General features: G+C 52.0%; 18 protein-coding genes. 6 read left to right on the top strand and 12 right to left on the bottom strand.

Annotated features, from left to right (window positions below):
- Positions 1-89 precede the first annotated feature (89 nt).
- Both I2G61_RS15310 and I2G61_RS15305 read right to left on the bottom strand, forming a co-directional pair.
- Positions 90-1,190 carry an ABC transporter ATP-binding protein gene (locus tag I2G61_RS15310; protein ID WP_195397562.1) on the bottom strand — a complete coding sequence of 367 codons (1,101 nt, stop codon included), beginning with the start codon at positions 1,188-1,190 and terminating at the stop codon, positions 90-92.
- A complete protein-coding gene (locus I2G61_RS15305; RefSeq protein WP_072685625.1) occupies positions 1,190-2,890 on the bottom strand; it encodes an alpha-glucosidase in 1,701 nt (566 codons plus the stop codon). The genes I2G61_RS15310 and I2G61_RS15305 overlap by 1 nt, the downstream gene beginning before the upstream one ends.
- Before the next feature lie 197 nt (positions 2,891-3,087).
- On the opposite strand from I2G61_RS15305, the gene I2G61_RS15300 reads away from it, so the two are divergent.
- Both I2G61_RS15300 and I2G61_RS15295 read left to right on the top strand, forming a co-directional pair.
- Positions 3,088-4,221: a DUF6348 family protein gene (locus I2G61_RS15300; protein WP_072685624.1), complete on the top strand. Its 1,134-nt coding sequence runs from the start codon at positions 3,088-3,090 to the stop codon at positions 4,219-4,221.
- A 438-nt stretch (positions 4,222-4,659) separates the two neighbouring features.
- Entirely contained in the window at positions 4,660-4,923 is a 264-nt protein-coding gene (locus I2G61_RS15295; RefSeq protein ID WP_072685623.1) for a helix-turn-helix domain-containing protein, read from the top strand.
- A gap of 142 nt (positions 4,924-5,065) precedes the next feature.
- On the opposite strand, the gene I2G61_RS15290 is transcribed toward I2G61_RS15295, so the two are convergent.
- The 8 genes from I2G61_RS15290 to I2G61_RS15255 all read right to left on the bottom strand — a co-directional run bounded on the left by I2G61_RS15290 (position 5,066) and on the right by I2G61_RS15255 (position 14,149).
- Positions 5,066-5,842, bottom strand: a complete 777-nt coding sequence (locus I2G61_RS15290; protein WP_195397565.1) for a ChbG/HpnK family deacetylase — start codon at positions 5,840-5,842, stop codon at positions 5,066-5,068.
- A 16-nt stretch (positions 5,843-5,858) separates the two neighbouring features.
- Positions 5,859-7,034, bottom strand: coding sequence for an N-acetylglucosamine-6-phosphate deacetylase (locus tag I2G61_RS15285; protein WP_195548431.1), 1,176 nt, complete (start codon positions 7,032-7,034; stop codon positions 5,859-5,861).
- The gene (locus I2G61_RS15280; protein ID WP_195548430.1) at positions 7,031-8,245 is read right to left on the bottom strand and encodes an N-acetylglucosamine-6-phosphate deacetylase; all 1,215 of its coding nucleotides are present in this window, start codon (positions 8,243-8,245) and stop codon (positions 7,031-7,033) included. The genes I2G61_RS15285 and I2G61_RS15280 overlap by 4 nt, the downstream gene beginning before the upstream one ends.
- Positions 8,246-8,341: 96 nt before the next feature.
- On the bottom strand, positions 8,342-9,157 hold the full coding sequence (locus tag I2G61_RS15275) for a PTS system mannose/fructose/sorbose family transporter subunit IID (RefSeq protein ID WP_195548429.1): 816 nt from the start codon (positions 9,155-9,157) through the stop codon (positions 8,342-8,344).
- The gene (locus I2G61_RS15270) at positions 9,157-9,954 is read right to left on the bottom strand and encodes a PTS sugar transporter subunit IIC (RefSeq protein WP_072685619.1); all 798 of its coding nucleotides are present in this window, start codon (positions 9,952-9,954) and stop codon (positions 9,157-9,159) included. The genes I2G61_RS15275 and I2G61_RS15270 overlap by 1 nt, the downstream gene beginning before the upstream one ends.
- 15 nt (positions 9,955-9,969) lie before the next feature.
- Entirely contained in the window at positions 9,970-10,461 is a 492-nt protein-coding gene (locus tag I2G61_RS15265) for a PTS sugar transporter subunit IIB (RefSeq protein WP_072685618.1), read from the bottom strand.
- A gap of 247 nt (positions 10,462-10,708) precedes the next feature.
- Positions 10,709-12,712, bottom strand: coding sequence for an HTH domain-containing protein (locus I2G61_RS15260; protein WP_195548428.1), 2,004 nt, complete (start codon positions 12,710-12,712; stop codon positions 10,709-10,711).
- 45 nt (positions 12,713-12,757) lie between these two features.
- Positions 12,758-14,149, bottom strand: a complete 1,392-nt coding sequence (locus I2G61_RS15255; RefSeq protein ID WP_072685616.1) for an MATE family efflux transporter — start codon at positions 14,147-14,149, stop codon at positions 12,758-12,760.
- A 127-nt stretch (positions 14,150-14,276) separates the two neighbouring features.
- Between I2G61_RS15255 and I2G61_RS15250 the strand changes: the two genes are divergently transcribed.
- The 4 genes from I2G61_RS15250 to I2G61_RS16575 all read left to right on the top strand — a co-directional run bounded on the left by I2G61_RS15250 (position 14,277) and on the right by I2G61_RS16575 (position 16,802).
- Entirely contained in the window at positions 14,277-15,218 is a 942-nt protein-coding gene (locus I2G61_RS15250; RefSeq protein ID WP_072685615.1) for a LysR family transcriptional regulator, read from the top strand.
- 122 nt (positions 15,219-15,340) lie between these two features.
- Positions 15,341-15,649 carry an ATP-binding protein gene (locus I2G61_RS16585; protein WP_200798819.1) on the top strand — a complete coding sequence of 103 codons (309 nt, stop codon included), beginning with the start codon at positions 15,341-15,343 and terminating at the stop codon, positions 15,647-15,649.
- Positions 15,646-15,894 (top strand): ATP-binding protein, encoded by a 249-nt coding sequence (locus I2G61_RS16580; RefSeq protein WP_229056912.1) that lies wholly within the window; start codon positions 15,646-15,648, stop codon positions 15,892-15,894. The genes I2G61_RS16585 and I2G61_RS16580 overlap by 4 nt, the downstream gene beginning before the upstream one ends.
- A gap of 197 nt (positions 15,895-16,091) precedes the next feature.
- Positions 16,092-16,802, top strand: coding sequence for a DUF234 domain-containing protein (locus tag I2G61_RS16575; protein ID WP_200798817.1), 711 nt, complete (start codon positions 16,092-16,094; stop codon positions 16,800-16,802).
- A gap of 759 nt (positions 16,803-17,561) precedes the next feature.
- On the opposite strand, the gene I2G61_RS15240 is transcribed toward I2G61_RS16575, so the two are convergent.
- Complete coding sequence (locus tag I2G61_RS15240) at positions 17,562-17,924, bottom strand: hypothetical protein (protein ID WP_072685614.1); 363 nt, start codon at positions 17,922-17,924, stop codon at positions 17,562-17,564.
- Positions 17,925-18,097: 173 nt separating this feature from the next.
- The coding region (locus I2G61_RS15235) for a papain fold toxin domain-containing protein (protein ID WP_195548427.1) at positions 18,098-19,418 on the bottom strand (1,321 nt) is incomplete at its 5' end.

Below are 19,418 nucleotides of genomic sequence, written 5' to 3'. Positions count from 1 at the left end.
CAGCCTGTCCACGTTAAAAAACGAGCCTTCTCCCTTGGAGGGAGCGCTCGTTTTTTCATCTTTCCGTTTCACTTAGATCAAATCTTTCTTCACTTTGAAAAGGGAATGGCAGCGTGAGATAACCGCCGGCCGGTTTCCGGATCGAAAAAGTGCAGTGCGGACGCCGCAGCGCTCAGAATGACCCGGTCGCCGATCTGACTGTTCGCGCCTTCCGGCAGACTGAATTCCACCAGCCTTCCGCCCAGACTGCCCGAACCAAAACACTGCGCCCCAATCCAGTGAAATTGTTCGATCACCGCTTCGCCTCTCAGCGCCGCTTCTGCCTCAGGCTGCGAAGCTGGGCCGATCATTCTGGCCCGCAGCTGTTGAGGACGCACGCCGATCACCACAGTGTCCGCGCCGGCCGGCCAGACTATCCGCGAAGGCTGAAAGAACGATTGAGGAGCAGCGATGCGGACTGTCCACAGATTGATCGGACGTTCGCCGATAAACTGCGCCGCAAACAGCGTGGCGGGCTGGGTGACGATCCGCTGTGGGATATCGTTCTGTTCGATCCGGCCCTGATTCATCACGACCAGCCGGTCCGCGAGGTTCAGCGCCTCACTTTGATCATGCGTCACCATCAGCGCCGTCTGTCCGCGCTGCCGGCATAACCGCAGAATTTCATCCTGCAGCTGTAAGCGCAGCTGCCGATCCAGCGAGCTGAGCGGCTCATCCATCAACAGCACCGCCGCTTCCTTAAGCAGCGCCCGTCCCAGCGCAACCCGCTGCCGCTGGCCGCCGGAAAGGGTGCGGGCCTTGCGCTCAAGCAAATCTTCCAGCTGCAGCTGCCGGGCGATCGCTTCGATCTGCGAGCGGTGAGCGCGGCGGTCAAGGTTCTTCTTCGCCAGACCGAACGCCAGGTTCTCCGCGACGCTCAGCCACGGAAACAGCGCGCTGGATTGAAACATCATCGCCACATCCCGATCCTGCGGCCGCTGTCCGTCAACCGCCTGCCCCCGGATCCGGATTGTTCCCTCATCGGGCGTTTCCAGCCCCGCGATCATCCGCAGCGTCGTCGTTTTCCCGCAGCCGGAAGGTCCGACCAGCACGCCCAGCTCCCCCTCTTTCAGCGTCAGGCTGAACTGATCTACCGCCTGCACGCCGCCGGGATACTGCTTGGAGATTGCGGTTAATTCCAGCATGTTCATCAGGAATCCTCCCGCCGCAGCCAGACCCGCGCTTCATACGGCCGCAGCGCCCCGGCAAAACCGGGATCGGAATAATTATCAAAGACACATTCGCCCCGCTCCTCAGGCAAGGAAAACGGAATCGTTTCCCCGCGGAAGTTGCACACAACCCAGGCTTCTTCCGTGGCGGTGAACCGGCGGTACATAAACAAATCCGGATGCTCCGGCTCGACGAACTCAAACCCGCCGTACACAAACAGCTGCTTGCCCACCTCGCTTAAGCGCAGCTGGATTAACCGCCGCGTCAGATTCAGCACGGAATAGGGATCGGCCTGCTGGGCGGCAACGTTGATTTCCCGATAATTGCCGATCACTTTCTCCGCCGGTTCGACCGTGGAAAACCCGGCATACGTCTCCGCGCTCCACTGCATCGGCGTGCGCGCGTTGACCCGCGAGGTTCGCCGTTCATATTCCAGGATCTGTTCCTCGCTCAACCGGGAGCGGGCTTCTTTTACGTAATTGGCGACCCATACGTCGTGGAAATCCTCCAGACTTGAATAATCGACGTTGGTCATGCCGATCTCCTCGCCATTGTAAAGAAACGGCGTCCCCTTCATCAATAACAGCGCCGCTTCCAGCATCGAAGCCGACTCACGGTGATAGCGGATCGGATCGCCGTATTGGCTGACCACCCGCGGCAGATCGTGATTCATCCAGTAAATCGCCGGCCAGGCCCGTTCGCCCAACCCGTCGTACCAGCGCGCGAACACCTGTTTCAGCTGGCGGACGTCGACATGCCGGTCCGCCTCGGTGATGATTTCCTTGCCTTCCAAACCGTTGCACCAGCAGTGATCAAACGTAAACACCATGTTGAAGGCTCCGGTTTCCTTGTCTGCGTAATTCAGCGCCATCTGCGGACTCGCGCCGCCGCCGACCTCGCCGATCGTCAGACAGTCCCGGCCCGCCAAAACCGTCTGCTTGAACTCTCGCAGGTAATCGAACAACGCCGGCAGATTGGAGAACTTCGACCAGTCCGCAGCCAGCCCCTGCGCGTTCACCGGCAGTTCGCTGTCCTGAAATTCAGGATCGCGGGCTAAATGCGCCACCGCATCGACGCGGAAACCGTCGATTCCCATATCCAGCCATTGCCGCGCGACCGCCTCCATGCGCTGCCGCAGAATCGGATTCGCCCAGTTCAGATCCGGCATTTTCCGTGAAAAGATCTTCATGTAATACTGGCCTGCCTGCTCGTCATAGGCCCAGGCGGAATCAGCGAAGAAACTCGCCCAGTTGGTCGGCGGCTGAGGACGGCCTGCGGCGTCATAGCGCGGCTCTTTCCAGATATAGAAAGCATGTTCCGGGCTGTCCGGATGCGCGCGGGCCTCGATAAACCACGGATGTTCGTCCGAGGTGTGGTTTAAAATCAGATCCAGAATAATCCGCAGACCCCGCCGGTGTGCCTGAGCGATCAGCTCCCGCACATCCGCCAGGGTTCCGAACATCGGATTGACGTCCAGAAAATCGCTGACGTCATAGCCGTTATCATCCATCGGCGACGGGTAAAACGGACCGATCCACAACAGCGTCACGCCCAGCGCCTTGAAATAATCCAGCTTGGCGATGATGCCGCGCAGATCGCCGATTCCATCATGATTACTGTCATAAAACGTCTTCGGCAGGATCTGATAGCCGACCGCTTCCTTCCACCACGTCTTTTCCATCCCGCTCCTCCTTTGCGCTTGATCCCGCTGTCTTCTTTCCAGGGATCACCCTGCGGATCCTTTCCTGTCGTGGATCCGCTCCGCTCACTCTTTTTCTTCATTATAAAAATAATTCCCGCCGACTTCAAGAAAACCCGGTTTTTCCTTGCGGAAATTCCGGTTGGGGCGCTACAATAAAAAGGTTGAGGAGTGAATTCATGAAAAATCAATCATTTGAAAGAGAAAACGCACGGCTGCTTCAGCAGCTGAGCACTGTCTGCGGAACGATGGAGCACAACGAGATCCAGAACGGACAGCTCGTATTTGAACGCTGGAACCTGCGGGTATCCGCCCGCGTCGATGCCCTGGACGAGCGGGTCATGACCGTCTGTACGTTTACGATCGAATGCCCGCGGTTTGACGAACCGGTCGTGGAATGCTGCGCGGGGGCGGGACAGGATCCGGATCAGGCGATCGGCGCGGCGGCCGCCAGCTTTTTATTCGGCATGATGGCGGCGGTGATCACCCTGATGCGGGGAGAATCCGTCCTGCAGCTGACCAGCGAGTTCGGCGGGAAAGAGCGGAAATGGAACTGCATCCAGAGTGAAATCGTCGGCATGGGCCAGCCGTTGTCCGGCGATCACCGGCTGGATTTCTGGAACGCGTTGAAAAGTGAGCTGCCAAGAGTGCTCGGCAGTCGGAAGATCACGTTCATCAAGATCTATGGCGCGCGTCAGGCCGACGGCAGCGTCACGGCGGAATGCCGCGTCAACGACGTTGTCTGCCGGTTTTTAAGCGAAGCGCTGGCCCGGATTGTGGAAAAGTGGGACAATACGCAGTTCGTTTCCCGCAAGCAAATCTTTATTCTGGAACAGGACCCCAAGCAGGCCGCCGTTTTCCCGTATACCAAGGAACAGATTACAGAAGCGACGATCAAAGCGATGCGGCTGTTTCAGGCCTGCGACACGGCTGAGAAGCTGGGACGCTATGGACAAATCCTGAGTAAAGATCTCAACGACCCCTCCCTGGCCGAGCTGTTCCGGTTCTTTCTGCCGGAAATCTGCGCGGAAAACGCCTTTTCTGAATTGATCGTCGACGAACAGCTGACGCTGTATTGCAAAAATCAGGTGATTCCCGTCACACTTTTCCAGCTGACCGCCTATGCCTGGATGAAGGAAGCGGTCTACGCGGGGTTTGGCAGTGAGGAATTTGACAACGATCTGTTCCGGCAGCTGATCGGACTCAGCTCGTTGTATTCCCTTGTCTGTCAGCTGAAGCAGGACAAAGCAGACCTGAACGGCCGGACTGCCGCCCTGCAGTTCCACGCATCCGACACCTTCCAGTTGTTTTAAATCGCCCGTTCAGCCCGCTTCTTATCCAGCGGGCTTTTTTTGTATAAAAACCCTTCCTTTATTCTTCCTTTTTTCTTACTTCCTTTTTATCTAATTAATCGTACAATTTCTTCTTTCATCAGAAACCATCACCTCAATCTCACCGAAAGCAGAAACGAAGAATTAATTCATATAATTTTTACCTTCATTTATATACAAGTAATTTCAAGATTAATTCAACCGTTTATTATTGCATTATTAAAATTACATCGTTGTTTAAAATGAACATGTACTCTCTTTTTATAGTCGTATTTAAGCGCAGATTGTAACGTTTAAAAAAAGTAACATAAAAATATGAAAAAGAAGAAAAAATCGAATGGAAAATCATTATTTATTCATCCAGTTTATTACCTTTTTGTTCAATTCCCGCTACAATAATCACGAAGGAAGTGAATAGTTATGAATGACGTCAATTATGTTGTTTTAGGCCGGCGTATCCGAATCCTGCGCAAGTACCGCCGGATGACTCAGGAACAGCTGGCCGAAGCCGCAGGTCTTTCCATCCAGCATCTCAGCAACGCGGAAAACGCCCGCACCAAGCTCGCCCACGCGAAAATCAAAAACATCGCCAACGCGCTGCATGTCTCTTTGGATGAATTGGCCGGCGACGGAATGGATCAAAAGCAAGTCCGGCCTGAAATAGCCGCGCTCTTTGAGGAATAAAGACAGCGCTTCAAAACGTCGGTTGTCATGAATTTCAAAGCCGACAGCGCTTCTTCATCCGCAAGAATAAAAGTGCGGCCGCAGAATTTCTCCATGTGTCCGCTCATGTGAAAAAACGGCTCCCTGCGAAGCCGTTTTCTTCTTAATATTGGGTGATGTCGCGGAAAGAGATCAGCGCGATGTTCTTTTCTGCAAACCAGGCCTTCACTTCCGGGGCCATCGCCGCTTCCAGATCGTTGATCCGCACGTCGGTAAACGAGGACAGCCGGTAAATTTCCCGGTCGAGATAGCCGGGATGCAGCGTCACCAGCGACAGCGGCAGCTCCGCGATCCCGCCGAGATCTTCGGTAAAATACGCCGCCGGCTCCACTCCCTGATCATAAAACGGATAGATTGAAGCGGCCCGCTGCGGCCGTTCTGTCAGTTTATGGTCGCGGTTTTCCAGATAAGACACATGCGGCAGATCATACCGCTTTGCCAACAGCGCCATCGCTTCCAATAGATGCGGCGAACGAACCGCGTGCCCTTCCAGATATTCCGGACGTCGGCCCGTCAGCGTGATAAACCTGCGGATCTGCCCGTCCACCTCCGCCACCGCCTGATCCAGATCAGGAATCGGATCCCGGCCCGCGGCCAGTTCTGCCCGGTACATTTTAGAGCTGTGGAAATTGCCCTGCTCGTCGATCAGATCCGGAATCAATGCCGGATCGGCAGTCGGTTTTCCGACGACGATGTTGATATGCAGCCCCAGGCATAAGCCCTCGGCTTCGCGCAGCCAGCCCAGGGCGGCCGGCGCGGCCGGCATGTTGATCATCACGCCGGTGCTGCGCACAATCCCTTCGCGGTACGCTTTTAAAATTCCCAGACTGATCGCTTCGGTAAATCCGTAATCGTCAGCCTTCACAAGACAACGTTTCATCGCACGCCATCCTCAATTAAGCGATCTTGCGCTTCATCGCTTCCGGATTGAACACCGAAGTGTCCTTTGCGCGGTCATAAACAATTCGCCCTTCGACCATCGTCAGCACGCATTCATAATCGTCGCTGATGACCGCCAGATCGGCGTTTTTGCCCTCCGCCAGCGAGCCTGTGACCGGATCAAGCCCCAAGAAGCGGGCGGGATTGAGCGACGCCATCTGCACCGCGTCCTCCAGCGATACGCCGACGATGTTGACCAGCTGTCCGATATTATACAGCACCCACTTGCCGCTGCCGCAGATCCGGCCGTGCAGATCGAGAATCAGCCCCTTTTCATCGGCGATCATCTCTTTGTTGTAGCGCATGTAATGTCCCGTCGGCAAACCGGCGATATAATTGGAATCCGAAATCAGGCAGAACTTCTCGACCGGCTGCATCCGCAGGCAGATCTGGATCATTTCCTTGCAGACATGATTCAGGTCGGTGATCAGTTCGTAGCGCAGATTGTCTTCCAGCAGATACTGGCCCAGCGCCCCGACGTTGCGGTGATGGATCCCGCGCATCCCGTTGCACAGGTGCGTGACGATATCCAAACCGACCTCATCCATCGCTTTGCGGATATCCTCGGCATAGGCTTTCGTGTGCGCGGACGCGACTTTAATTCCCTTTTGATGAAGCAGGCGGATGACGTCGTAGGCCTTTGGCAGCTCCGGCGCGATCGCCATCATGACCATCTTTCCTTTGGCCTTGTCGATCAAGCGCCGGGCTTCCACGACGTCCGGCAGCGGGTAATCCTCGCCGACCGTATTCTCGCCGCCGCGCGCCCAGAACGGACCTTCGGAATGCACGCCGTAAATCCGCGCGCCGTCCAGCGGCTCTCCGGTACAGTCGGCGATGGCCTCAAATGCTTCTTCCTTGGCGGTCGGCAACACGCCGGTCACTCCGACCGACGCCACGGCTTTGGCAAACCCCTTCACGTCTTTCTCCTTCGCCGGATCGGTCATCGACCAGCCGCCGAAGCCGTGGTTATGAATGTCAATGATGCCCGGGATGATCCGCTGATCTTCAAAATCAAAATCTGCCGGCCCCGCCGCTGGGCCGATCCGCACAATCTTACCGTCTTCAATCTCGATGACACCGTCAACGATGCCCTGCTCCGTGACGATCCGGCGCGAGCGCAGTACGGTTCTCATGCGTTTTCCTCAATCCGCATCTCGCGGTAGAATTCCGGGTTAAACAGATCGGTATCGGTCTGGCAGTCATACACCTTGCGGCCGCGCACATACGTGGCCACCGTCTGGTAATCGTCGGTGATGACGACGCAGTCAGCGTCCTTGCCAACCTCCAGCGAACCCTTGCGGTCTGCCAGTCCATACTTCTTCGCCGGGTTGAGCGACGCCATGCGGCTGACTGTGCTCATCGGCATGCCCAGCTTTTCCACCAGGTTGCCGATGCCGTAAAGCACCGGCTTGGAGCTGCCGCACAGGCGGCCGGTATCACTCAGACAGAAGCCTTCCGGCGTAATCGAAATGATCATGCCCGGATGCCAGCCCTTATATTGGCCGACCGGCGCTCCGGCCATGCCGGAACAATCGGAGATCATCATAAACCGCGACGGATCCTTCAGCTTGAAGTACAGCTTCAGCATTTCCAGACTGATATGCAGCCCGTCGCAGATGACTTCGCACTCGACGTTTTCATTATTTAAAGCAGCGCCCAGACCGCCGATATCGCGATGATGCAGTCCGGTCATGACGTTGCCGGTATGCGTCGCGACGCTGAGGCCCCGGGCATACGCCGCCATCGCTTCGTCATACGTGCAGTCGCTGTGAGCGTAGGCCAGCGTCACGCCTTCGGACAGGAAATAGTCGATGATCGGATCGATGCCCGGGATTTCCGGAGCCAGCGCGACCAGCTTCAATTTGCCCTGACCGTCGGCAACCATCTGTTTCGCCGTGGCCAGCGATACCTCCGGCCAGCCGGTGCGGATCCCTTTTTCCCCGACCCGGTTCAGCCATGGACCTTCGCTGTGGATACCGACGATGTCCGCGCCTTCGTTGTTCTCGTCCGCCACTTCGCTGACGCTGCGGATCATGGAAACCGCGCAGGTTGGGAAAATGCTGGTGACGCCCTGGGAACCCAAAGCCTTCAGATAATGCCGGACGATCGGTTTCTGCACCTGCGGATCCGCGCTGACCTGTCCGGATAAGCCGTAGCCGTGCGTGCCGTGATTGTGGGTGTCGAAGATGCCCGGGATAATCCGCTGACTGCCGTAGTCCACCGCTTCGGCCAGAAGCTGCGGATCCTGAGTGAAGCCGGTAAGCTTACCTGCTTCAATGATCATCGCGCCGGACTGCCACTGTCCGTTCCAAAGAATGCGTTCACTTTTTAAGATGGTTTTCATTATTTCTCCTTTATTATGATTTATTTTTTATTAAGTTTTGATGAAAACGGAAGAAGAAAACACAAAGGGCTGCGCTGGCAGCCCTTCCTTCTTTCCTTAGAAGATTCCGAAGAACGCCAGCGCCACGCTGAGAACGAGAATTCCCAGAACCAGCGTCACCGGACGTACGCCCTTTTTAATTAACGCGACCAGACCGAAGACCAGCGCGACCGACAGGATCCCCGGCATAATCGAGTTGACGACGTCGAGGACGACGACCGAGGTCTGACCGACCTGAATCGTCCAGGCCAGCTTGACGTTCACCATCGAAGCGACCATCGCGCCAACCATGCTTAAGCCCAGGATAGCCGCTGATTTGGTCAGCGACGTCATTAAACCGGAGGAGAAGATCGAGTCGATGAACGAGGTGCCCATCGTATAGCCGATTTTCAACAGATACCAACGCGCGACGACCTGCGAACCGCCGTAAAGCAGCACGAAGATCAGCACGCCTAACAGATTACCTTCGGCGCATAAGCCGATGCCGATGCCCGCGGCGATAACGCGCACGCAGTTGAAGAAGAACGCGTCGCCGATCCCGGCGGTCGGGCCCATCAGCGCGACCTTGATGTTTTCAATCGTATCGTCGTCAACGCTGCCCTTGGTCACCTTTTCCCGCTCCAGCGCGTAGGCCAGACCGGCGATGAAGCTGAACAGCACGGCGTGAGTGTTGAAGAAGTTATTATGCCGGACCAGCGCCTGCTTGCGCTCTTCCGGATCGCTGTAAAGCTCCTCGATCGCCGGAGCCATCGTGCAGGTGAAGGCGTTGCCTTCCATCTTAACCATATTGAAGCCGCAGAACACCAGTCCGGAATTCCAGAACATGGATTTCAGCGTTTTCTTTTCCTGTACGGACAATTCCATTTTCGCCATTAGAAGAAATCCTCCTCGTTATTCCCGTTCGCGCTGGCCGCGGCGGCGTTGGCCGTCTTGGCGTCCAGCAGCTTTTTATCATTGTAGAAGTACATGATTGCGACGACCGCCATGATGATCGCGATCGGCAGCTGGCCTAAGCCCAGATATTTCGACAGAACGAAGCCGACGAAGAAGAACCCGCCGATTTCCTTGTCCCAGATCATCGACGTCAGAATGGCGAAGCCGACGCCCGTCATCATGCCCGAGGCCGCCGACAGGCCGCTCATGACCCATGCCGGCAGGTTGCCGATCACACTCTGCAAGCCCTCGACCCCAAAGGCGACGGCCAGAAACAGAATGATCGTCTGCGGCAGACGGTCGACGAACAAACCGCACAAAATGGTCTGAATGCGGAAGCTCTTCATGTTGCCGGTTCCCGCCAGATGTTCCCAATACGGCGCTAAGGAAGCCAGCACCGGTTTATACATTTCCCCGACGGTCGCCATCAGCGTGCCGATCGGCATCGCCAGCGCCAGACCGGTTTCCGTATCAACGCCGGTCAGAATCGTCATCGCCACGGCGATAATCGAAGCCGAACACGCATCCGCCGGCACTGAACCGCCGATTGCGGAAATCCCCATGAAAATCGCTTCCAGCGAAGCCCCCATGACTACGCCAGTTGTCAAATCCCCTAAAACCAGGCCGGTAATCGCCGCCGTCACGATCGGACGGGCGAAGGTCTGCCACGACATCACGCGGTCGACGCCGTTGACGATCAGCCATGCAAGCATGACTAATAACGCACTTTGAATCATCCTTTTTTCCTCCTCTTATTTAAACAGGTTGGTAATATCCTCGGCCGGCTCCTCCGGAGTCGTCTGATAGATACATTTCAAGCCAGTCGCGATCAGATGCTTGAAGCTCTCTACTTCCACCTGGTCGCAATAGATGTTGTTGCCATAACGCTTGCGCGGCATGCCCGGTTTTTCCGGAGCAATCCGGCCGTAGTTGCCGATGTTGATGTACGGGATGCCGCTGACGGCCGCCACGACGCGCTCGGCGTCCTCGGGGCTGTTGACCAGCATCAGGATTTTCATCGCTTCACAACGCGGATCCTGAAGCAGGGCGATCGCGTCGTCCACGCTGCGGATCGCGGTTTTGATGCCGGCGGGCGCGGCCATTTTCAAACTTTTCTGGATAATCGGACTGTTGGCAGCGGCATCGTTGCCGACGACGATGTGATCGACGCCGGTGTGCCGCGACCATTTGATCGCGATCTGGCCGTGAATCAGCCGTTCGTCGATCCGAAACATTTTGATCATACTCTTCCTCCTCTCATCCGGGAAAGATCGGCTGGCCTGTCCCCCGGACACAAAAGCTGCAGGGCAACGGATTCCAAAGTGAGCCGGACTTCGAATTTCCGTTTAGAAGATAAGCGCGCGTTTATCTTTACAACTGGATTATAAGCGCTTTCAGAATGAATTACCTCATGGAAAAACAGGACAAAAAAAGGGCAATGTTCATCATTTGCCCTTAGTCAGAGGTAATTTTTTGCGCCGTTTTTATTTTTTACACTTCAAACATCCCGCCGCCGGCCTGCAGACAGCGCTTCACCGCGTTGATCAACAGGCTTAAATCCCGGGTTTTCAACAGGGCCTCGATGTTTTCCTGATCGACCGCCAGCTGATGCGCGGCCTGATCGAGAAACCGTAAGCTTTGCAAACCCGCGGCGAAATCGGCGGTGATGTAGATCAGATAGCGGATCTCTTTCTTTTCCCACACGCCCGGTTTGCTTAACCGGTAGATCTCAAAGCTGTTGCGGCGGGTGTACTGGCGGCTTTGGACGATGATCACGGTCTGGTGCACCACGCGGAAATCGCGCACCCGCGTCAGCTCTTCCTCCATTTTCTGCACGGCGTAGTAATCGCGGCCGTTTTTGTAGCTGATCAGATGGATGAAGGCTTCCTTGCCGTCATATTCAAATTCCGGATAAAAACTGGCGGTATCCCAGCCGAATTGATCGAGCAGCGGCTGCAGCTGATAGCCGTCCATGATCACCGTATTGAAAAACTGATTGAATTCGCGGGCTTCCGGAATCTGGTTGATCACCATGTAGGGAATGGTATAGCGGTAACTATAAGATGGAAAGTTCAGCAGCAGGCAGTCATATTGACTTTGATCGAGTCCGCGCACCTCATAAAATTCATAGATGTCGACCGTTTCAAACCAGCGCTTGCGAAAACGCCGCAGCAGGCGGCTGCGGATAATCTCCGAGGCCATCCGGCCGTTGCGGCTGCAGATCAGAACACGGCGTTTCTTATACGGATAAGGCACGGTGTCGATCAGCGTGAAAAAGCGCACCGCAAGCATGTTGACCTCCATATCGGTGATCGGCACGGACAGATGGCTTTCCAGAATCTGCGCGGCGCTGACCGCCAGTGCTTCGCAAACAGGAGAATAACGGATACCGTTGTTGTCGACATGTGAGCCGAGGATGGAATAACGGAAGTTGAGCGAATCGCAGAACAACAGCGGGATCAGGCCCGGGATCATCACGCGGCCGTAATCCGGCAGCGCGGCGAGATCCACGCCCCAGCTTGTTTTCAAGCCTTGCGCAATCTTCCCCGCCAGCTCGCAGGCCAGCTGATAACAGCCGGGATATCGCTGGGGCAGCTGCGGATGATCGATCGGATCGTTCCAGCAAAGCAGGATCACCGCGATCGCCAGCACCTCCTCCTCGGGCAGCTCAAAGCCCGGATAGGCAGCCTGAAGCGCAGCGACGATCCTGATCGCGATCTGCGCCTCGTCAAAGGAGCGCAGATAAGACATCTTCGCTTCGTCCATAGACACGGCAAACCTGGCCTTGATGCGGTTGCGCGCCAGCACCAGATACCAGGCGATGCGGTTTGTGTAGGTGTCGCTGATCGCAATCCCGCTCTCCCGCAGCACGCGCAGGAAAATATGCCGGATCTCGTTGCGTTCCTCTTCATCCACGTCAAAATACTGCACGTATTCATCGTAATTCAGAAATGAGACCGCTTTATAATAATGGATCTCATACAGCTCGAGCATGCACAGCCGGCGTTGAAATTCCTCGCCGGTGACCTTGACGCCGTACTTCGGCCGGGACTGCAGCGTCAGACCGAAGGCTGCCAGACATTGGCGGACTTCCCGCAGCTGTGCCTGCAGTGTGCGCCGCGACAAGAACAGCTGGTCGGAAATCGCATCGAAGGTCAGGTAGCGGGGCGCGACGATCAGCCGGCGGACGATGTCATTAGTACGGCCGACGATTTCACTTTTAGTGTAGTTCATCGTGCTGAAGCGGATCTGAAGCTGTTCGCGGACTGGATCATACACCGCGTGATCCAGAATCTGCAGCAGATAGCCCTTGCCTTTGCGGGTCAGAATTTCAACGCCGCTGGCCTGCGCCAGCTCGCGCAGCTCCGCCATATCATTTTTCACCGTGCGTTCGCTGACGCCGGCCATCGCCGCCAGCTGTCTGGCCTGCAGCGGCTGATCGCTGTTATCTAGCAGATAAAGCATCAATAACAGCCGGTTCTTCACGACCGCCATAAAATAAATTCCCCTTTCGTTTAAAAACGCGCCGTGCTTCGTCGATCAGCCTTCAGCCGCCAGCGGGGCACAGGCTGCTTCCCGTTGTTTGAGCGTCATTTCATGCAGCACGCTGAGCTGCAGCGGAATCGCCAGCACAAAGCTGCACACATCGGCGATCGGCTGGGCGATTTCCACGCCCTGAATCCCGATCAGCGCTGGCAAGAGCAGCACCGCCGGGATGAAGAACAGTCCCTGCCGCGACATCGCCAGCAGCGAAGCGCGGAAGGATTTTCCGATCGTCTGCAGCATCATGTTGCAGATCGTAATCCACCCACACAGCGGAAAGGTCAGGCATTGCCAGCGCAGCGCCTGGGTGCCGATCGCGATCACCTGCGGATCGTTTTTGGAGAACAGCTGAATCACCTGCGGGGCCAGCAGATAGCCGGCCGCCGACAACATGATCAGGATCACCGTGGCGACCTTCACGCAGAACCAGAAGCCTTCCTTGACCCGGTCATACAGAAAGGCGCCGTAGTTGAAGCCGCACACCGGCTGGAAGCCCTGACCGAAGCCGGTTACCACTGAAGCTGCCAGATTCATCACGCGGCCGACGACCGACATCGCCGCGATCGCCGCGTCGCCGTACGGCCCCGCCATCAAATTCAGACAGATCGTCGCCACGCTGCCTAATCCCTGCCGGCACAGCGAAGGCATGCCGCCGTTGATGATCTGGGAATAGTAGTATTTGGAGAACGTAACGTTGCGCAGGCGGATGCGCAGGTTGCCGCCCTGGGTCGTTCCCTTGAGCAGCAGCACGAAGCCGACGAACTGGCTGATGATCGTCGCCAGCGCAGCCCCGCTGACTCCCATGTCAAAGACAAAGATGAACAGCGGATCCAGAGCGATGTTGAGCACTGCCCCAGAGGCGATGCCGATCATCGCGTAGAACGCGCTGCCCTGGAAGCGCAGCTGATTGTTGAGCACCAGCGAAGCCGTCATATACGGCGCGCCGATCAGGATTAAGCGCAGATACTGGCGGGCGTAGGGCAGAATGGTTTCCGTCGCGCCCAGAATCCGGCACAAAGGATCAATCAAGATTTCTCCCAGTAAAAAGATCACCGTGCCCAGCGCCAGCGCCGTGAAGAAGCCGGTCGCCGCCATCTGCTGCGCTTCGTCAAAGCGGTGCTGCCCCATTTTGCGTGAAATATAATTGCCCGAGCCGTGGCCGCAGAAAAAGCCGAAGGCCTGGATGATCGCCATCAGCGCGAACGATACGCCGACCGCCGCGGTAGCGCTGGTTCCGATCCGGGCGACGAAGAACGTGTCCGCCATGTTGTAAAACGACGTTACCAGCATGCTGATAATCGTCGGCACGGCCAGTCGGCAGATTAGACTGGACACGGGCTTCTCCGTCATCGTTTTATATTTTTCCTCTTGTGTTTCTGGTTTCCCCATAGATTTCTCCTCTTTCAACCTTTTTTCGACCTTCTTATTGTATAATGGAAATCAGGATTCCACAAATTCATTCATTTTATGATTTCCATTACTTCATGTAATAATCGAAGAAGGAAAGGAGTGCCTCATGGATTTCAAAGAATTAACGTATGTGCTGGCGCTGGCACGGCATCAGAGTGTTACCAAGGCGGCTCAGGAGTTATATCTGACCCAGCCGGCGCTGACGCGGTTTCTGCAGCGCCTGGAAACGAGCGTGGGCCAGCCGTTGTTCACCCGTTCCGGCAACCGGTTGATTCCGACGTATGCCGGTGAAAAGTATATTGAACGGGCGCAGGAAATACTGCTTTTGAAAAAACAGCTGGACGCGGAAATGCAGGATATCGTCCAGGTGCACCGGGGACAGCTGCGGATCGGCTTGTCGATCTTCCGTAGTTTTTCCCTGCTGCCCAACGTGCTGCCGGAATTCACCCGCAAATATCCGCACGTGAAGATCCTTGTTGAAGAAAACGATCCGGCGTTTCTGGAGGAGGCTTTGTGCCGGGGCGAGCTGGATCTGGCGTTTTTCTCGCTGCCGACGCGCCGCAAGGAAATCGTGACGGAAACGATCCGGACTGAAGAGCTGGTGCTGCTTCTGCCGCCGCAGGATCCGCTGGCCAGTCAGGCTCAGCGGCGGCCGGGGTCTCGTTACCCATGGCTGGATCTTGGCTGGGTCAAAGAGCGGCCGTTTATCCTGCAGAAAAAGGATCAGCGCACGCGGCAGATCACAGACCGGTTGTTTCATGATTACGCCTTCACGCCCAACGTGATTCTGGAGATTCAGAACATCGACGTGTCGATGGCGCTGACAGCGGCCGGTTATGGTTGTTCTTTCACCCGCGATATCCATGCGGTCGAACTGCAGGCGTATCAGCCGGCGCCGCAGTGTTTCTCCGTCGGCCGCCAGCGCACGCTGACCCAGTATGCCGCGGCTTACCGCAAGGGCGCGTACCTGCCGGATTATGCCCGGGATTTCATTGAGCTGGTGCGAAAACAGTTGAATACTTCGAGATCCTCTTCATCCTCAATCTAATAAAATCGAATCAGATTTCCATAAGTTTCTCAACGAGCTTCTGCAAAGTTCCCTTGATTTTTAATGCTCGCGTTTACAATTATATCAAATCACGATTTGGTATAATTCAAGGAGGTGATTGAATGTTTATCGGCAGAGAAAAAGAGCTGAAATTTTTACAAGATAAATACGCTGAGAAGAAAAGTCAGCTGATCGTCTTATATGGAAAAAGACGGATTGGAAAAACTGAAACACTCCGGGAGTTTTGCAAGCATAAACCGCATATATTCTATTCCTGCACGCAAAGTACGGATCAGATACAGCTTGCGAAATTTTCAAAACAAATTTTGAGGGAAGATATCCCTTCCAGGCAGTATATCTCTGAGTTTTCCGATTTGGAAAAGGCATTTCATGCAATCCTTGAACTCCCCTACGGTGAAAAGAAAAATTGATCGTAATCGATGAATTCCCCTCTATGTGCAAAGAAAATAAAAGTATTCCGTCCATTCTGCAAAATCTTTGGGATGCAGAACTGAAAGAGAGAAATGTCATGATTATTCTCTGCGGCAGCGCGATGAGTTTTATCGAAAAAGAACTGCTGGCGGAAAAGAATCCGCTGTACGGCAGAGCTACGGGTATTTATAAAATGAATGAAATGGGATTTTACGATGCAGCTCGTTTTTCCCCAATTATTTAGAAAAAGACAAACTACTGGCTTATGCTGTACTTGGCGGTATCCCGCACTATCTGAACCAGTTTGATCCTGAGCTATCAGTAGCGGAGAACATCAAGCGCAATATACTTACAAAAGGTTCTGTACTGTATAGTGAGGTAGACTTTCTGCTTCATCAAGAACTTCGTGAAACGCCTATCTACAACTCCATCATTGAAGCTGTGGCTCTGGGTAATACAAGACTAAACGACATCAGTCAAAAGTCACTTATCGAGGACACTTCCAAAACAAGCGTCTATTTAAAAAACCTGATTGAGCTTGGGATTGTAGCACACGAATTTTCCGTTGATATCGGAATGAAAGAAAGGGCCAATACCCATCGTGGACTCTATCGACTAACCGATAATTTTTTCCGTTTCTGGTATACTTTCGGTTTTGCGAATTTATCACAGCTTGAGGATGGCGACGTTGACGGCGTTTATGAATATTTGATTGATCCTGCCTTGCATGAATTTGCTTCGTTAGTTTTTGAGAATGTATGCAAAGAATTCGTACGCGAACTGCAGAAGGAAAACGCCCTCCCATTCCGCTATAGCAAGATGGGACGTTGGATGGGAAAAACTACAGTCCGTGATAAAAACGCAAAAAGCGGCTTAAGGCTGGCGGAAACAGAAATTGATTTACTTGGCATTGGCATCGGTGGAAAAGAATATTTAGTGGGTGAATTTAAATTTAAACACAGCCCCTTTGATTATTCTGAATACCTTGATACCCTAGCCAAATTAACGCCTCTAAAAGAAAAAACAAAATTCTACTATGCTTTGTTTTCAGAATCCGGTTTTGATAAAAAAATCATAGCGGAAGCGGAAACCTCTGATACGCTCTATCTTTATAATCTCGAAACAATTGTAAACTATAAAAAACAGCATTAACATCAGGCTATAGATTGCGTTGCAGCACAAGAGATTGGGTGATACTCCGATTCTTTCTGAACATTGGATGTTGATCGGGTAGGAAGCTAAGGAAGCCAATTCTTCCTTAGCTTAGCTCCTCCCACACCACCGGAGATGCTGTTCGGCGTCCGGCGGTTCAAAGTACCAACATGATTTGTTAAAATGAATGAACTTTTGTGTAATGGTCTACTAAACTGAGTAGACCTTTTTGTTTGAGTACCTTGTTCGTTATCCATCTCCCTAGCCATCTCCCTGTCCTGCAGTATCCCTTTCGTGTGTTGGCGTATAGCCAACATCGTTATCTTGGCATACCCAAGAAATAGAGGGGGCGTTCGTTCTTTGATCGTCTTCCATAATTTCCAGTACCACATTCGGATATGAAGTCGGATCTTATTTTCTATTCAGGTTAATATCATTTTCAAATCCGCAATTCGACAGTAGTTAAGTAAGCGTCAAATAAAACTTATACGCAAAAGAACCCTGACGTGTGGGTTTTATTTGACGCTTACGCTGTACCAAAAAAAGACGTACAAAGCTTGAAATCACACTTTTCACGTCCTTCTTCTTGTACCTTTACTCAAGTTCAAGGAAGAACCAATGAGCATGCTAAGGGTCCTATATTTTATCAATGGAGAGACCCATTGATAATAAACATTTTAACAAATTTATCCTTAATATTCCCAAAATAAAATCAAAGTAATTTAAGTTTACATAGTTTTATAATATACATTCTAGTATTCAATAATTATTATCTATTTGATTCTGCTTAGCTTTGATACCATCTAGTTCCTTGAAATAAATATTACATAATTTAAAGAATAAATCAAAACATTGTTTTTCAGTGCTAGAAACTTTTTTTATATAATAATGATAATCTCTTTCTTCATTAAAAACAATATTCATATTTTGTTCTATCCAATTACGAACCCATTGGTGGAATTCATATTTAAATTTGCTTTCAAAAGCACCCGGTTTTTGCAAATTAGGATTATCATATAAAAAACCATTTAAAAAGTGATATAAATTCTCAAACTTATATTCACCAATATACATGCAAGGTCGTAATTCTATCCATTTAAGTAAATCATCTATTTTGTGCATATTCTTTTTCTCCTAAAATTAATGACGTAATCAAAAATTCCAACTATTGATAACATTTGATCTTCACATTGCTTAAGATATTCTTTTTCTTATTCAATAATTAGAACTATAAGTCACTCATTAACAAATGTTCTTAGTTAATGAGTGACTCTAATTCCTTAAATACTGCGATTTTATTTAATCAGTTTAAAATCAATTTCAAATTCCCATGGAATATCATCTATTCCTAAATCGTTAAGCCATGCGTTATAATCCATACCATCAGGAGTCATATTATCATATACTTTATTACCTACCTTAATAGCCTCATGAATGCCATTTGTTGAAATGTTTCCACCATATTTATCAGAATAGATATAACCCGTTTTGCTTTTTATAATTACTCGTTCGCCTTCAATACCAACTTCCTTTAAGGATTTTTCTAGATAATTTGCATATTCCTTGCACTTATAAACTTCTTTAAAATCACCTGGTATTCCCTTAACAATATTGCCGATTTCAGACTTGTACGCATTCTCGATCACTTCATCCCAAGGAATCTCTTCCACAAAGGTCTGCTCGTTCCTGATTTTAATCTTTTCCAGATAATCCTGATTTCCTTTGATATTTAATGGAAGATCGATGACTAGGTCTTTTCTAATACTGATCCCCGGCAACTTCTCTAGGTATTCTAATTCCTTATCCAATGGAATCTTTTCTGCTAGTTTTCCTTCATCTCCAGCATTTAACGGTATTTTCTCAGTTAGCCCTGCAGAAATACCAAAGATAGAAATAGCGTTTAAAATGCCTTTCATTGGCAAATATTTATCGATCGTCTTATCTAACACAATGGATAGAGATAAGGTCAAAAATTCAGAGGATTGGAATATTTCAGATACAGCGACACCTGCACTCTTGATCCCATTATTAATTGTATTTAATAGGTCACCTTTGTTCTCAGTATCCTTTTTCTCTTCTTTTGGTTTTCCACATATTACATTCACCCGTTCTTCCAACGTGCCTGTGACTTCAGGATACTTTTTATTTAAGTTCGCTGTTTCATGGGTCAAATTATTAAGCACCACATCTTTAACCGCAACCGTCATCTTTTCAACGATATTTTTCATTGCTTTAACGAGTTGAGATTGCTTTTCCTCTGTTTGCTTTTTAATCAGCTCTGCTGCTCTTTTTGCCTCTTCCGCAATTCTTCTTGCCGTTTCTTCTGCTGCTCGTCGAGCTATTTCTGCAGCGTTATTTGAATTGGTTTTACTTGAACTACTACTCGTATTTCTTCCTGCACCTGAACCGCTATTGGCACTTCCGCCACCGCCTTTGTTTGTCGCTCCTCCTTTCGTCTGCGGCTTTGTATGTTGATTCACTGTTCCATTGCTGATTGGTTTTTTCTTTGGTTGACTTGGTGGATTATAAATTCCCCCGCCTATTGGGACTATACTCTTAAATCCGGTTGGGTCAAAGTACTTGTTCGGGTTGTTTCTGCCATAGTTATACCGGTTC

Origin of the sequence: Holdemania sp. 1001095H_141210_F2 (genome assembly GCF_015558105.1) — a bacterium.
In the GTDB taxonomy this organism is placed as follows: Bacteria; Bacillota_I; Bacilli_A; order Erysipelotrichales; family Erysipelotrichaceae; genus Holdemania.
Note: the sequence above shows the minus strand (reverse complement) of the source record. Positions and strands in the feature narration are given on the sequence as shown.